At 66.1% G+C, this 15,249-nt stretch carries 13 protein-coding genes and 1 pseudogene; 4 read left to right on the top strand and 10 right to left on the bottom strand.

What is annotated here, in order from left to right; translation table 11 throughout:
* Positions 1–141: 141 nt before the first annotated feature.
* Positions 142–1,944 carry a PhoH family protein gene (locus PQB87_RS10430; protein WP_060067655.1) on the bottom strand — a complete coding sequence of 601 codons (1,803 nt, stop codon included), beginning with the start codon at positions 1,942–1,944 and terminating at the stop codon, positions 142–144.
* Here PQB87_RS10430 and PQB87_RS10425 point away from each other — a divergent pair.
* Positions 1,840–2,084 (top strand): annotated as a pseudogene (locus PQB87_RS10425) (hypothetical protein); the annotation flags it as partial. The gene PQB87_RS10430 and the pseudogene PQB87_RS10425 sit on opposite strands and share 105 nt — an antisense overlap.
* 192 nt (positions 2,085–2,276) lie before the next feature.
* Here PQB87_RS10425 and PQB87_RS10420 read toward each other — a convergent pair.
* The 9 genes from PQB87_RS10420 to PQB87_RS10380 all read right to left on the bottom strand — a co-directional run bounded on the left by PQB87_RS10420 (position 2,277) and on the right by PQB87_RS10380 (position 10,639).
* The gene (locus tag PQB87_RS10420; RefSeq protein ID WP_006756046.1) at positions 2,277–2,738 is read right to left on the bottom strand and encodes a peroxiredoxin; all 462 of its coding nucleotides are present in this window, start codon (positions 2,736–2,738) and stop codon (positions 2,277–2,279) included.
* A 108-nt stretch (positions 2,739–2,846) separates the two neighbouring features.
* Positions 2,847–3,743, bottom strand: coding sequence for a polysaccharide deacetylase family protein (locus PQB87_RS10415; RefSeq protein WP_021156515.1), 897 nt, complete (start codon positions 3,741–3,743; stop codon positions 2,847–2,849).
* 13 nt (positions 3,744–3,756) lie between these two features.
* A complete protein-coding gene (locus PQB87_RS10410; protein ID WP_006482864.1) occupies positions 3,757–4,812 on the bottom strand; it encodes a bifunctional UDP-4-keto-pentose/UDP-xylose synthase in 1,056 nt (351 codons plus the stop codon).
* Positions 4,809–5,756 carry a formyltransferase gene (locus tag PQB87_RS10405; protein WP_489241644.1) on the bottom strand — a complete coding sequence of 316 codons (948 nt, stop codon included), beginning with the start codon at positions 5,754–5,756 and terminating at the stop codon, positions 4,809–4,811. Before PQB87_RS10405 ends, PQB87_RS10410 begins: the two co-directional genes overlap by 4 nt.
* Complete coding sequence (locus PQB87_RS10400) at positions 5,753–6,790, bottom strand: glycosyltransferase (RefSeq protein ID WP_027787198.1); 1,038 nt, start codon at positions 6,788–6,790, stop codon at positions 5,753–5,755. Before PQB87_RS10400 ends, PQB87_RS10405 begins: the two co-directional genes overlap by 4 nt.
* 6 nt (positions 6,791–6,796) lie before the next feature.
* A complete protein-coding gene (locus PQB87_RS10395; RefSeq protein WP_153488434.1) occupies positions 6,797–7,948 on the bottom strand; it encodes a DegT/DnrJ/EryC1/StrS family aminotransferase in 1,152 nt (383 codons plus the stop codon).
* Positions 7,949–8,078: 130 nt separating this feature from the next.
* Positions 8,079–8,450, bottom strand: coding sequence for an EamA family transporter (locus tag PQB87_RS10390; protein ID WP_027787200.1), 372 nt, complete (start codon positions 8,448–8,450; stop codon positions 8,079–8,081).
* A gap of 13 nt (positions 8,451–8,463) precedes the next feature.
* Entirely contained in the window at positions 8,464–10,140 is a 1,677-nt protein-coding gene (locus PQB87_RS10385) for a glycosyltransferase family 39 protein (protein WP_060084265.1), read from the bottom strand.
* Between the two features lie 124 nt (positions 10,141–10,264).
* Positions 10,265–10,639: an Mth938-like domain-containing protein gene (locus tag PQB87_RS10380; protein WP_021156508.1), complete on the bottom strand. Its 375-nt coding sequence runs from the start codon at positions 10,637–10,639 to the stop codon at positions 10,265–10,267.
* Positions 10,640–10,954: 315 nt separating this feature from the next.
* Between PQB87_RS10380 and PQB87_RS10375 the strand changes: the two genes are divergently transcribed.
* The 3 genes from PQB87_RS10375 to thrC are packed head-to-tail and all read left to right on the top strand — an operon-like array spanning position 10,955 to position 15,040.
* Positions 10,955–12,193, top strand: a complete 1,239-nt coding sequence (locus PQB87_RS10375) for a pyridoxal phosphate-dependent aminotransferase (protein ID WP_027787203.1) — start codon at positions 10,955–10,957, stop codon at positions 12,191–12,193.
* 52 nt (positions 12,194–12,245) lie between these two features.
* Positions 12,246–13,574, top strand: a complete 1,329-nt coding sequence (locus PQB87_RS10370) for a homoserine dehydrogenase (RefSeq protein WP_021156505.1) — start codon at positions 12,246–12,248, stop codon at positions 13,572–13,574.
* 14 nt (positions 13,575–13,588) lie between these two features.
* Positions 13,589–15,040 (top strand): threonine synthase, encoded by a 1,452-nt coding sequence (gene thrC, locus PQB87_RS10365; RefSeq protein ID WP_059494224.1) that lies wholly within the window; start codon positions 13,589–13,591, stop codon positions 15,038–15,040.
* Positions 15,041–15,249: the final 209 nt, after the last annotated feature.

Raw genomic sequence — 15,249 nt, 5'->3', positions numbered from 1 at the left:
TTTACTTGAAGTTTCGCGCGTAAGTGCGGCTGTTGCGTAACGATGCATGACCAACGTTTCAGACCCCAAAAATAAAAACGGCGCTCCGGAAACGGAGCGCCGCGATGCGTCGAGAGCCGGCCGACGGGCCGGCCTGTCGCGTTACAGGATGTCCGACGCGTAGTCGGCGAGTCGCGAGCGTTCGCCGCGCGCGAGCGTCACGTGGCCGCTGTGGCCCCAGCCCTTGAAGCGGTCGACGACGTAGGTCAGGCCCGAGCTGCCTTCGGTCAGGTAAGGCGTGTCGATCTGCGCGATGTTGCCGAGGCACACGATCTTCGTGCCGGGGCCCGCGCGCGTGACGAGCGTCTTCATCTGTTTCGGCGTCAGGTTCTGCGCTTCGTCGATGATCAGGTACTTGTCGACGAACGTGCGGCCGCGCATGAAGTTCATGCTCTTCACCTTAAGGCGCGAACGGATCAGTTCCTGCGTCGCGGCACGGCCCCATTCGCCGGCAGCGTCGTCGGTCTTCTGCAGCACTTCGAGGTTGTCGTCGAATGCGCCCATCCACGGCTGCATCTTCTCTTCCTCGGTGCCGGGCAGGAAACCGATGTCCTCGCCGACGGGCACGGTCGCGCGCGTCACGATGATCTCGTTGTAGCGCTTGTCGTCGAGCACCTGCGCGAGGCCGGCCGCGAGCGCGACCAGCGTCTTGCCGGTGCCGGCCTGGCCGAGCAGCGTGACGAAGTCGATCTCGGGGTTCATCAGCAGGTTCAGCGCGAAGTTCTGCTCGCGGTTGCGCGCGGTGATGCCCCACACGTTGTTCTTGTGGTGGCTGTAGTCGCGCAGCGTCTGCAGCAGCGCCGTCTTGCCGTTCAGCTCGCGGACGATCGCGTGGAACGTCGGCTCGCCGTTCTGCGGCTCGAGATAGACGAACTCGTTGACGAGCATCGACGCGACGAGCGGGCCCGTCACGCGGTAGTACGTGGTGCCCGTCTTCGTGTCCTGCCAGCTCTCCATGCCCTTCGCGTGCTTGGTCCAGAAGTCCTGCGGCAGTTCGCGCACGCCGTTGTACAGGAGATCCGAGTCCTCGAGCACCTGGTCGTTGAAGTAGTCTTCAGCGGGCAGGCCGAGCGCATGCGCCTTGATCCGCATGTTGATGTCTTTCGACACCAGCACGACCTGGCGGTCCGGCCGGTCGCGCTGCAGCGCGCGCACGACGCCGAGGATCTGGTTGTCGGCCTTGCCTTCGGGCAAGCCTTCGACGGGCGCGATATCGGTGAGCTTCGTCTGGAAGTACAGGCGGCCGACCGCCTCGCGGCTGCCGAGGCGCGACAGCGGAATGCCGGCCGTGATCGGGCCCGCGTCGGCGACCAGCGCGTCGAGCGTGCGGCTGACCTGGCGTGCGTTGCGTGCGACTTCGGACATCCCCTTCTTGTGATTGTCGAGTTCCTCGAGCGTCATCATCGGCAGATAGACGTCGTGTTCCTCGAAGCGGAAGAGGCTGCTCGGGTCGTGCATCAGCACGTTGGTGTCGAGCACGAACAGTTTCTGCTGTTCGGCTTCGGCGAGCTTGCGGTTGCGCGATTTCGTCGCGGCGCCCGTGTCGCGCGCGGGAGCCGCGGCCGGTTTGCCGGCGGCCGGCTTGTCGTTGCGCGCGACGACCGGCGCCGCGGGTTCGGCGGGTGCCGGCATCGGCTGCAACAGTGCGGCCGTCTGTTTGGTCTTGCGACCGCGTGCGGGTGCGCTCGCGGTTTCCTGCGCCGAAGACGCGACGGCGCGCAGCGGCGCGGCCGTGTTCGCGGCTTCGATCATCGGTTGGGCCACGCTCGCCGGACCGTAGTCACCGGCTGTGGATGCGTCCCCTTCGGCGGATTTCTTCGCGGCTTTCGCGGGCCGCGCTTTCACCTTGTATTCGTCGGGCGGCAGCAGGCTGCCGAGCTTGCTGGGGGGAGTAGGCAAAGGCATGGTGTCCCTCGGGAGGAATCGTGTCGCATGGCGTGCGCCGCTGATCGCATCCTGCGTGACGTAGACGCATGCAGTTTGCGCGCGGTGGCGCACAGGAAGTTCGTCTAGCCGGTTCGCCTAAGTGTCGATCAGCTCCTTGACGGGGTGAGGGCCGGACCGAGGGCCGGCGCGCAATCCATAAAAAAAGCCGCTGCCCCGTCGACAGGGACATGCGGCTCGGCTGATACGGTCGTGATGCGCGTCAAGTGCCGGAAAGCATCGCATCGAGCACCGGCGCAGCTACGAGAAATATGGGGCGAACTGGCATTCATTGCGGCCCAATATAACGCGCCTCAAAGCGCTTGTACAGCACTTAGCACGTCGTCCACATGACCCGGTACCTTGATGCCGCGCCATGCCTGGCGAAGCACGCCGTCGGCGTCGATCAGGAACGTCGAGCGCTCGATTCCGCGCACTTCCTTCCCATACATTTTCTTCATCTTGATGACATCGAACAGCGCGCACAGCGCTTCGTCGGCATCGGAAATCAGCGGGAACGGCAGTTCGAGCTTTGCCTTGAAATTGTCATGCGAGCGCAGGCTGTCGCGCGACACGCCGATGACTTCCGCACCGGCTTTCTTGAACTTCGGATAGAGATCGCGGAACTGCAGCCCTTCGGTCGTGCAGCCCGGCGTGTTGTCCTTCGGATAGAAGTACAGCACGAGTTTCTTGCCCTTCAGGTCGGACAGCGAAATGTCGCCGCCCGTGGCCGGTGCGGTGAAATCGGGAACTTGACGGTCAACTTCGACGGACACGTGTTTCTCCTGTTGTTATGGAAAGGCGCCGCTGCGGCGGCGCGGTTCGGCGGGGCGTCGCGGCAGCGCGCCGCATGGGCGGCGCGGGCGACGCCGGCGCGCGCGAACTCAGTCGGGCTGGACGATCAGTTCGCCGGAGCGGCCGGGAATTTCGCCCCACGTGACAGGGTACGATGGCAACGAGTCGCGGTCCAGCGTCGCGTGGTAGTCGCCCATCGTCGCAAACGTGTGGCCTTGCGCGCGCCAGCCGGCGAGCAGTTGCTCGAACACGGGCGCGAGCTTCTGGCCTTCCAGTTCCGCATGCAGCGTGAACACCTGGTCGTGCGGATTGGTTTCGGTGAACTTGAGGATGTGCGCGGCGACGTTGTGCGTGTCGACGCCGTCGATGCCGAGCACTTCGTCGAGCGTCGGCAGCGTGGTCGGCATCTGCACGTGCGACAGCGTGCGGCCGTCGACGACGGGCAGGTACGGCGAATGGCCGCGGCCGTCGGATGCGTAGCGCATCCCCCATGCGTCGATCTGCTCGAACGCGGAATCGTTCATCTGCCAGCCGGCCGCGCCGTGCGTGACGGGCGGCGCGCCGAAGATCTCGATGAAGCGCGCGTGACTCTTCTGCATTTCACGCGCGGTCCAGTCGCGATCGCGCGCACGGACGTTGTCCTGCCAGTACACGTGATCCCACGTGTGGATCCCGCATTCGAAGCCGGCCTCGTGAATCGCGCGCATGTCGGCGATCGCGCGGCGGCCGATGTCGGGGCCCGGCAGCAGCACGCCGTACATCAGCTGCTTCACGCCGTAGTGTTCGACCACCGACGTGCGCGACACCTTCTTCAGGAAGCCGGGGCGGAACACGCGCCGCAGCGCCCAGCCCGTGTGATCGGGCCCGAGGCTGAAGAGGAAGGTCGCGCGCGCACTGAAGCGGTCGAAGATGCGCGCGAGGTTCGGCACGCCTTCGCGCGTGCCGCGCAGCGTGTCGACGTCGATCTTGAGGACGATGCGAGCCAAGCGAACGTCCCGCTCAGCCTTGCTGCTCGACGAGCGCGCGCGCGTCGGCGACGTGGCCGCGATACGCTTCGAAGATGTTGCGCAGCGCGTCGTCGAACGTCGCCTGCGGTGCCCAGCCGAGCTCCTGCATCGTGTTGTCGATCTTCGGCACGCGGTTCTGCACGTCCTGGTAGCCGTTGCCGTAGTACGCGCCGGACGTCGTCTCGACGAGCTTCACCTGCTTGGCCGAATCGGCATATTCGGGGAATTCCGCCGCCAGTTCGAGCATCTTGTGCGCGAGTTCGCGAACCGAGAAGTTGTTCTTCGGATTCCCGATGTTGTAGATCTTGCCCGACGCGACGCCGTCCTTGTTCTCGATGATCTTCATCAGCGCGCTGATGCCGTCGCCGATGTCGGTGAACGCGCGCTTCTGCGAGCCGCCGTCGACGAGGCTGATGTTCTCGCCGCGCACGATGTGGCCGAGGAACTGCGTGACGACGCGCGAGCTGCCTTCCTTCGGCGTGTAGATCGAGTCGAGGCCCGGGCCGATCCAGTTGAACGGGCGGAACAGCGTGAAGTTCAGGCCTTCCATCCCGTAGCCCCAGATCACGCGGTCCATCAGCTGCTTCGAGCACGCGTAGATCCAGCGCGGCTTGTTGATCGGGCCGTAGGTGAGGGCCGATGCATCCGGGTCGAACTGCTCGTCCGAGCACATGCCGTAGACCTCGGAGGTCGACGGGAACACGAGGTGCTTGCCGTACTTGACGGCCGAACGCACGATCGGCAGGTTCGCCTCGAAGTCGAGTTCGAACACGCGCAGCGGCTGCTGGACGTAGGTGGCGGGCGTCGCGATCGCGACGAGCGGCAGGATCACGTCGCACTTCTTCACGTGATACTCGACCCACTCCTTGTTGATCGTGATGTCGCCTTCGAAGAAATGCATCCGCTCGTGGTTGACGAGGTCGCCAAGCCGATCGGTCTGCATGTCCATGCCGAACACTTCCCAATCGGTGGTTTCAAGAATGCGCTTCGACAGGTGATGGCCGATGAAGCCGTTCACACCCAGGATCAGGACTTTTTTTGCTTTCATGAATGACGGGAAGAATGAATGAACTGCGCGAATTCCGCGGGCGTCACGACGGTTTCGCTGCCGTCGCGCTGCTGCCACAGCTCGAGAATGGATAGGGCGCGGCTGTCGCCGCAGACGCCGAATAGCGCATTATCGCTTACGTGCAGGCCGGGCGGCAAATCTGCCGCGGCGGCCGCTGCCGCGCTGCCGGGCGCCGCGAGGCGCGCGCGCGCGACCACGAAACGCGTGCCGTCGACGTCCGTGAACGCGCCCGGATACGGGGGCGCGACCGCGCGCACCAGGTTGTAGACCTGCGCGGCCGGCTTCGACCAGTCGACGCGGCCGTCTTCGGGCTTGCGCCCGCCGTAGTAGCTGCCGGTCGCGAGGTCGTTCGGCAGGTGCGGTGCCTCGCCCGCGAGCAGCGCGGGCAGTACACGCCAGAGCGTCTGCTCGGCGGCCACCGTGACCTTGTCGAACACCTGCGCGGCCGTGTCGTCCGGCAGGATCGGCACCGCGGTCTGGGCGATGATCGCGCCCGCGTCGGGCTTCGCGGCCATCTCGTGCAGCGTCGCGCCGGTTTCGGTCTCGCCGTTCAGCACGGCCCAGTTGGTCGGTACCCGACCCCGGTATTTCGGCAGCAGCGAACCGTGCATGTTGTACGCGCCGCGCGGCGCGATCGCGAGCAGGTCCACCGGCAGCATGTGACGGTAGTAGAACGAGAAGATGAAATCGGGCCGTGCGTCGGACACCGCGCGGCGAAGCGCCGGATCGGCGGGATCGGCCGGCGTGACGACCGGGATCCCGTGCTCGGCGGCGACCGATGCGACGCTGCCGAACCAGATGTTCTCGTTCGGGTTGTCCTCGTGCGTGACGACGAGTGCGACGTCGACGCCGCGCGCGAGCAGCACCTGCAGGCAGCGCACGCCGACGTTGTGATACGCGAAGACGACTGCGCGCGGTTTCATTGCCCGGCTCCCGTGCGGTTCGTGCCGGCCGGCACCGGCGGCACGCCGTCGTGCTGCTCGAGCACGGCCTGGATCAGGTAGCGCGGCCGCGCGCGCACCTGCTGGTAGATGCGGCCGACGTACTCGCCGAGCAGGCCGAGCGCGAAGATGATCACGCCGAGCAGGAAGAACGTGATCGCGAACAGCGTGAACACGCCTTGCACTTCCGCGCCGACGATGAAGCGTCGCACGAGCAGCAGCACGAACAGCGCGGCGGAGCCGAGCGACAGGATCACGCCGATGAACGACAGCCACTGCAGCGGCACGACCGAGAAGCCCGTCACGAGGTCGAAGTTCAGCCGGATCAGGCTGTACAGCGAGTACTTCGATTCGCCGGCAAAGCGCTCCTCGTGCGCGACCTCGATCTCGGTCGGCTTCTGCGCGAACGTATAGGCGAGCGCGGGGATGAACGTGTTGACTTCGCCGCACACGTTGATCGTATCGATGATGCGACGGCTGTACGCGCGCAGCATGCAGCCCTGGTCGGTCATCTTGATGCGCGTGATGCGCTCGCGCAGCCGGTTCATCATCTGCGACGCCTTGCGCCGCCACAGGCTGTCCTGGCGCTGCTTGCGGATCGAGCCGACGTAGTCGTAGCCCTCGCGCATCTTCGCGATCAGCTTGCCGATTTCCTCGGGCGGGTTCTGCAGGTCGGCGTCGAGCGTGATGACGATCTCGCCGCGCGATTGCGCGAAGCCGGCGAGGATCGCCATGTGCTGGCCGTAGTTGCCGTTGAGCAGCACGATGCGCGTCGTGTCGGGACGTACGTGGAACTGATCGGCGAGCATCGCGGCCGAGCGGTCGCGGCTGCCGTCGTTGATCAGGATCACTTCGTATGACGTGTCGAGTGCGTCGAGCGCCGGATACAGCCGCGCGAACAGCGCGGCGAGGCCGTCTTCCTCGTTGTACACGGGGATGATGACCGATACTTCGGGACGGCCTGCGTCCAGGTGCCCGGCGCCCGGATGCCCGGCGCGTGCTTCAAGGTGACTCATGTACGCTTAATTTCCGTATTGTTCGCAAATCTGGTTGATGGCGTCGACCACGCGACGCACATCGCCTTCCGTCATCTGCGTGAAGAGCGGCAGCGTGACGGTCGACGCGCCGTACCGTTCGGCGTGGGGGAACATGCCCTCCTTGAAGCCGCGCGCACGGTACAGCGTGAAAAGATGGATCGCCGGGTAGTGGATGCCCGTGCCGATGCCGCGTTCCTTCATCTGCGCCATGAACTCGGCGCGGGTGATCGTCAGCCGCTCGAGCGGCAGCGTGATCAGGAACATGTGCCAGTTGCCGTTCTCGAATTCGGCGACCGGCAGGCCGACGCCGAGCTTCACGGCCGCGCTGCCGTCGAACGCGTCGAAATACGCACGGGCGAGCGCGCGGCGCCGGGCGGTGAAGCGTTCGAGGTGCGGCAGCTGGCCCAGGCCGACGCGCGCGGCGACGTCGGTCAGGTTGTACTTGCCGCCGAGCACGTCGCAGTCCATCCCGTCGAAGCCCGTGCGCGTGATGCCCTGCAGCCGGTACTTCTGCGCGAGCGTCGCTTCTTCCTCGTTGTTCAGCACGAGCGCGCCGCCTTCGATCGTCGTGAGGTTCTTGTTCGCGTGGAAGCTGAACGACACGATGTCGCCGATCGCGCCGATGCGCTTGCCGTTCCACGTCGAGCCGAACGCCTGCGCGGCGTCCTCGATCACGCGCAGCTTGTGCGCGCGCGCGATCGCGTACAGGCGGTCCATGTCGACCGGCAGGCCGGACAGGAACACGGGGATGATCGCCTTCGTGCGCGGCGTGATCGCCTGCTCGAGCTTGTCGAGGTCGATGTTGCGCGTGACGGGATCGATGTCGGCGAACACGGGCGTCGCGCCCGTCTCGAGGATCACGTTGCTGGTCGAGACCCACGACGCCGGCGTCGTGATCACCTCATCGCCGGGGCCGACGCCCGCGATGCGCAGGCCGATCTCGAGCGTGCAGGTGCCCGAGTTGAACGCGCGGACCGGACGGCCGCCGCAGTATTCGGACAGCGCCGCTTCGAATTTCTGGCTTTGCGGGCCGGTGGTGATCCAGCCCGAACGCAGCACTTCGACGACGCCCTGGATGGTTTCCTCATCGATCTCGGGGCGGGTGAACGGCAGAAACGGAGCGGTAGTCTGGCTCATGTACGCTTTGGCCTGTAATGGCGTGTAATAAAAGGGTCGGGCGATCCCGGCCGAAACCGGCATTAAACACCGGTTGGCGGAAACGCACCGTGATTTTTTGTAGGCGGACGCTTAACGCGGCGGAGCGTGCTCAGCTTCGCGCGAGCACCAGCACGCCGATCAGGATGATGCCGATGCCGACGAGCCGCTGGACCGACAGCACCTCGCCGAACAGGTACCAGGCCGCGAACGCGTTGACGACGTAGCCGAGCGACAGCATCGGGTACGCGATCGACACGTCGACCCGCGACAGCCCGAGGATCCAGACCACGACGCTGAGCACGTAGCAGCCGAGGCCGCCGATGATCGGCAGCTGGGTGGCGATCTTCAGCCCGACCGGGATGATGTTCGCACGGCTGAACTCGAAGTGCCCGACGGCGTTGACGCCGGCCTTCAGCAGCAGTTGCGCAACGGCGTTGAGCATCACGCCGGTGACGATGCAGACGAGCGAAACGGGATTCATGCGATGGGCGTCCTTACGATTGCGGTTTCTCGACGATCACGCGACGGTTGTCGCGCGCAATCACGCGCATCGGCACGCCTTGCTTGACCAGGGCGTCGTACTGGCCGGGCGGCATGATCGCGAGCGCATGGGTTTCCTGCTTCCAGCGCGTGATCCATTCGTCGACGGTCGGAATCCACTTGTTCGGCTCCATCGAGATGCCGAACCCGAGCTCGTCCTGGCGCTGGACCATGATCGTCGTGTGGCCCATATAGAACGGGAACGTGTGATCGAGCATCTCGATCGAGTAGAACGGCGTGTCGGGCGGCAGTTTCGCCAGCTCGGCGCGCACCGTCGGCGCGAGCAGCGCGCCCGAGCTGTAGCGGCCGAACTCGTCGTGCCCGGTGCCGCCGATCGTGCCGAAGGCGAGCCACGCGGCGCCGAACGCGGCAAGCGCGGCGGCGACGCCCGTGCGGCGGTTCAGCCAGGCGGCCGCGAGCGTCAGCGCGGCCGCGACCGCGAGGCCAGCGTACAGCCACATCTGGAACGCGCGGTACAGCGCGTTCGGCGTGCGGGCATCGCCCTGGTACGCGAGGAAGATGATCCCGAACGCCGCGGCGACGAAGAACACGAGGTAGCCGAGCAGGTGGCGGCGGAACCGGTCGGCGGTCATCAGCGGCAGGTACGCGCCGATGATCAGCGCGAGCGCCGGCGCGACCGGCAGCACGTACGAGATCAGCTTCGAATGCGACGCGCTGAAGAACAGGAAGATGAATGCGCTCCAGATCAGCAGCACGAGCATCGGCGAGAAGCCGTTCGGCTGGCGCGGCATCCGCAGCGCATGGCGGATGCTCTGCCACGCAACCGACAGCCACGGCAGGAAGCCGACCAGCAGCACGGGCACGAAGTAGTAGAGCGGGCCCGGACGGTTCTGTTCCGGGGTCAGGTACCGGCGGAACTGCTGGACGATGAAGAAGAAGTTGAAGAACTCGGGGTTGCGCTGCTGGACGAGCACGAACCACGGCGTGACGATCGCGAAGAAGATCACGAGGCCGCTCACCAGGTACAGGCGCTTCCAGAGCGCCCAGTCACGCGCGATCAACGTATAGAGCACGAGCACGGCGCCGGGCAGGATCAGGCCGACGAGGCCCTTCGACAGCACCGCGAACGCCATCGCGGCCCAGCACGCCCACATCCAGCCGCGCGCCGCGGCCGGGCGCAGCCCGGGCCGTTGCGCGAGCAGCAGCGAGCACAGCGACAGCGCCATCCAGAACGCAAGGCCCATGTCGAGCGCGTTGAAGTGGCCCATCAGGTTCCAGTACGGCGACGCCGCGAGCACGACGGCGGCGAGGAAACCGGACAGCGGGTTGAACAGGCGCGCGCCCGTGAAGCCGACCAGCAGCACGCCGGCGAAGCTCGCGAGGGCCGTGTAGAGGCGCGCCTGCCATTCGCCGATGCCGAACCACGCGAACGTGAGCGCGTTCATCCAGGTCTGCAGCGGCGGCTTCTCGAAGTACTTGTAGCCGTTGTAGCGCGGCGTGATCCAGTCGCCGGTGACGAACATCTCGCGCGCCATTTCCGCGTAGCGGCCTTCGTCGCTCGGGATCAGGTGGCGCAGCCCGAGCGGCGCGAACCAGACGATCGCGAGCGCGACGACGAGGAGGACGAGCGTGATGCGGTTGAGCGGTAGCCTCGACGGCGTATCGTTCATGGATTTTCAGCCTGTTGGTTGTTGTGACGGGCCGCCGGCGGGTTGCGCCGGGGGCGGGCGGCCTGGCCGGGCCGATCCGGGGGATCGACCCGCTGCGCCGGCCCGAGTTTTACCGCATCGGGGATTAACGTTCAATTAAGAGCGCGGCGGCGACTTTGCGGCCTTCGGCCATCAGGATGTTGTAGGTGCGGCAGGCCGCCTGGAAATCCATCGTCTCGACGCCGATCCGCTTGGCCGTGAGCGCCGCGACGAGCCGCGGGTGCGGGAAGCGCAGCCGTGCGCCGCTGCCGAAGATGACGAGTTCGGGCGTCGGCTCGAGCAGCATCGCGAAATGCTCGGGCGCGAGCGCGTCGAACGACGACACGGGCCACGTCTGGACCGGCGCGCCGGGCAGCACGATGACGCTCGTTTCATGGCGTTCGAGATTGACGTCGACATAATCGGGGCCGTAGCCGGTGACGGTGTTGAGCGCGCCGCTCGCGTCCTGGTGCAGTTTCAAGTCGGTATTCCGCGGTTCCGTAGGGGAATGTGTCGCAGGGCCACAGGGGCCCGGAAGGCCGGTTTCGCTTGCCCGGGCACGCGGGACGCCTGACGGCGTGGGCCCGGCGCGGCTATGGTGCATTGCGAAAGTCGGCCAAAATCCGCTAAATTATAACTTTTTGGTCGCCCCCGGGCGCCACTTGCGTCGCGCGTCGCCACAAGCCGCGCCCGACCGCCCGCTTTTCCCCAGTCTAGACAGCGCGCACAGACCGGCCGCTTTCCAGTTTTGATCCCGTCCCCCCGGCCGCAAGGCCAACCCAGGAACCGTGTCGTCGTGAAACCGATTCAGAAGTCGAACAAGCTGCTCAACGTCTGCTACGACATCCGTGGCCCGGTGCTCGAGCACGCGAAGCGCCTCGAGGAAGAAGGCCACCGCATCATCAAGCTGAACATCGGCAACCTCGCGCCGTTCGGTTTCGATGCGCCGGACGAGATCATCCAGGACATGATCCGCAACCTGCCGACGTCGTCCGGCTATTCGGATTCGAAGGGCGTGTTCTCGGCGCGCAAGGCCGTGATGCACTACACGCAGGAAAAGGGCGTCGTGGGCGTCGGCCTCGACGACATCTACATCGGCAACGGCGCGTCCGAGCTGATCGTGATGGCGACCCAGGCGCTCCTGAACGACGGCGACGAAGTGCTGCTGCCCGCGCCCGACTACCCGCTGTGGACGGCGGCGGTCAGCCTGTCGGGCGGCACGCCGGTACATTACATCTGCGACGAGCAGAACGCGTGGATGCCCGATCTCGACGACATCCGCCGCAAGATCACGCCGAACACGAAGGCGATCGTCGTGATCAACCCGAACAACCCGACGGGCGCGCTTTATTCGGACGAATTGCTGCTCGAACTGCTCGAGATCGCGCGCCAGCACGGGCTGATCGTGTTCGCCGACGAGGTGTACGACAAGATCGTCTACGACGGCCTCGAGCACACGGCGCTGGGTTCGCTGTCGGAGGACGTGATCACCGTCACGTTCAACAGCCTGTCGAAGAGCTATCGCTCGTGCGGCTACCGCGCGGGCTGGATGGCCGTGTCGGGCCTCGGCGGCGACAACCGCCGGCGCGCGAAGGATTACCTCGAGGGGCTCGGCATCCTGTCGTCGATGCGCCTGTGCGCGAACGTGCCCGGGCAGTTCGCGATCCAGACGGCGCTCGGCGGCTACCAGAGCATCAACGAGCTGATCATGCCGAGCGGGCGCCTGTACAAGCAACGCGAACTCGCGTACGACATGCTCACGTCGATCCCGGGCGTGACCTGCGTGAAGCCGCAGGCCGCGCTGTACATGTTCCCGCGCCTCGACCCGAAGCTTTATCCGATCCAGAACGACCAGCAGTTCATTCTCGACCTGTTGCTCGAGGAGCGCGTACTGCTCGTGCAGGGCACGGGCTTCAACTGGACGACGCCGGACCACTTCCGCGTGGTCTTCCTGCCGAACCTCGACGACCTGACCGATTCGATCAACCGGATCGCACGCTTCCTCGACGGCTACCGCAAGCGCCATTCGGCCTGAGCGGCAGGACCACACGGCACTCACTACTTCTTAATCATCGATCACACGCAGCATGGAACCGATCAAAGTTGGCCTGTTGGGCTTCGGCACGGTGGGCAGCGGCACCTTCACGGTGCTGGGCCGCAACCAGGAAGAAATCAAGCGACGCGCGGGGCGCGGCATCGAGGTGACGCGCATTGCGGTGCGCAACCCGGCCAAGGCGCTGGCTGCGCTCGGCGGCGATGCCGGCGCTGCGCAGATCACCGACGATTTCAACGCGGTCGTCGATGATCCGTCGATCGCGATCGTCGCCGAGATGATCGGCGGCACGGGCATCGCGCGCGACCTCGTGCTGCGCGCAATCGCGAACGGCAAGCATGTCGTGACGGCCAACAAGGCGCTGCTCGCGGTGCACGGCACCGAGATCTTCGAGGCTGCGCGCGCGAAGGGCGTGATGGTCGCGTTCGAGGCGGCCGTCGCCGGCGGCATCCCGATCATCAAGGCGCTGCGCGAAGGCCTGACCGCGAACCGCATCCAGTACATCGCAGGCATCATCAACGGCACGACCAACTACATCCTGTCGGAAATGCGCGATCGCGGGCTCGACTTCGCGACCGCGCTGAAGGCCGCGCAGGAGCTCGGCTACGCGGAAGCCGATCCGACCTTCGACATCGAAGGCGTCGACGCCGCGCACAAGGCGACGATCATGAGCGCGATCGCGTTCGGCGTGCCGGTGCAGTTCGACCGCGCTTACGTCGAGGGCATCAGCAAGCTCGACGCGACCGACATCCGCTACGCGGAAGAACTCGGCTACCGGATCAAGCTGCTCGGCATCGCGCGCCGCGCCGCAAACGGCATCGAGCTGCGCGTGCACCCGACGCTGATCCCGGAAAAGCGCCTGCTCGCGAACGTCGAGGGCGCGATGAACGCGGTCGTCGTGCACGGCGACGCGGTCGGCACGACGCTGTATTACGGCAAGGGCGCGGGCGCGGAGCCGACCGCGTCGGCCGTGGTCGCGGATCTCGTCGACGTCACGCGCCTGCACACGGCGGACCCCGAGCATCGCGTGCCGCATCTCGCGTTCCAGCCGGACAGCCTGTCGAACACGCCGATCCTGCCGATCGAGGAAGTGACGAGCGGCTACTACCTGCGCCTGCGCGTCGCCGACCAGACGGGCGTGCTGGCCGACATCACGCGCATCCTCGCCGCATCGGGCATCTCGATCGACGCGCTGCTGCAGAAGGAATCGGAGCAGATCGACGGCGCGAACGGCGAGACCGACATCATCCTGATCACGCACGAGACGGTCGAGAAGAACGTCAACGCGGCGATCGCGCAGATCGAGAGCCTCTCGACGGTGGTCTCGAAGGTAACGAAGCTGCGCATGGAAGCGCTGAACTGAGGACGGAAGGCGACATGAACTACATCTCCACGCGCGGCGCCGGCATCGGCGAGCGCCACACGTTCTCCGACATCCTGCTCGGCGGCCTCGCGAAGGACGGCGGGCTGTACCTGCCGTCCGAATATCCGAAGGTGTCGGCCGACGAGCTCGCGCGCTGGCGCACGCTGTCGTATGCGGATCTCGCGTTCGAGATCCTGTCGAAGTTCTGCGACGACGTGCCGGCCGACGACCTGCGCGCGATCACGCGCCGCACGTACACGGCCGACGTGTACCGCAACACGCGCCATGGCGAGAACGCGTCCGACATCACGCCGCTGAAGACGCTCGGCACCGAGAACGGCGCGGCGCTGTCGCTGCTGGAGCTGTCGAACGGCCCGACGCTCGCGTTCAAGGACATGGCGATGCAGCTGCTCGGCAGCCTGTTCGAGTACACGCTCGCGAAGCACGGGCAGACGCTGAACATTCTCGGCGCGACGTCCGGCGACACGGGCAGCGCGGCCGAATACGCGATGCGCGGCAAGGCCGGCGTGCGCGTGTTCATGCTGTCGCCGCACAAGAAGATGAGCGCGTTCCAGACGGCCCAGATGTTCAGCCTGCAGGATCCGAACATCTTCAACCTCGCGGTCGAAGGCGTGTTCGACGACTGCCAGGACATCGTGAAGGCGGTGTCGAACGATCACGCGTTCAAGGCGCAGCAGAAGATCGGCACGGTCAACTCGATCAACTGGGCGCGCGTCGTCGCGCAGGTCGTGTACTACTTCAAGGGCTACTTCGCGGCGACGCAGTCCAACGACGAGCGCGTGTCGTTCACGGTGCCGTCGGGCAACTTCGGCAACGTCTGCGCGGGCCACATCGCGCGGATGATGGGCCTGCCGATCGCGAAGCTCGTGGTCGCGACCAACGAGAACGACGTGCTCGACGAGTTCTTCCGCACGGGCGCGTATCGCGTGCGCAGCGCCGAGAACACCTATCACACGAGCAGCCCGAGCATGGACATCTCGAAGGCATCGAATTTCGAGCGCTTCGTGTTCGACCTGCTCGGCCGCGATCCGGCGCGCGTGATGCAGCTGTTCCGCGACGTCGAGGAGAAGGGCGGCTTCGATCTCGCGGCGAGCGGCGATTTCGCACGGGTCGCCGAGTTCGGTTTCGTGTCGGGCCGCAGCAGCCACACGGACCGCATCGCGACGATCCGCGACGTGTTCTCGCGTTACGACACGATGATCGATACGCACACGGCCGACGGCGTGAAGGTCGCGCGCGAGCATCTCGACGCGGGCGTGCCGATGGTCGTGCTCGAGACCGCACAGCCGATCAAGTTCGGCGAGACGATTCGCGAGGCACTCGATCGCGAAGCCGAGCGTCCGGCCGCATTCGACGGGCTCGAGGCGCTGCCGCAGCGTTTCGAGGTCGTGAAGGCCGACGCGCAGCAGGTGAAGGACTTCATCGCCGCCCATACGGGCGCATGACGCGTGGCCGGGCCGCGGGCCCGGCAGCGCAGGACGGCCGGAATGCCGATTCGTCGAACGGATCGGGGTTCCGGCCGTTTCGTTTGGCGATGCCGCGCCGCGCACGCGTTCGGCATCCCGCCGCGCGGCTGCCGTCAAACCGGCATCGCGCGTGAAACAAGTGCCAGACCCGCGCGTTCGCGCGAATCACAGTTTCCGCATGTCCGCCA

This window comes from Burkholderia sp. KL41, from assembly GCF_057005415.2.
The sequence above is the reverse complement of the archived record's forward strand: the minus strand, read 5'-3'. Positions and strand labels throughout refer to the sequence as shown.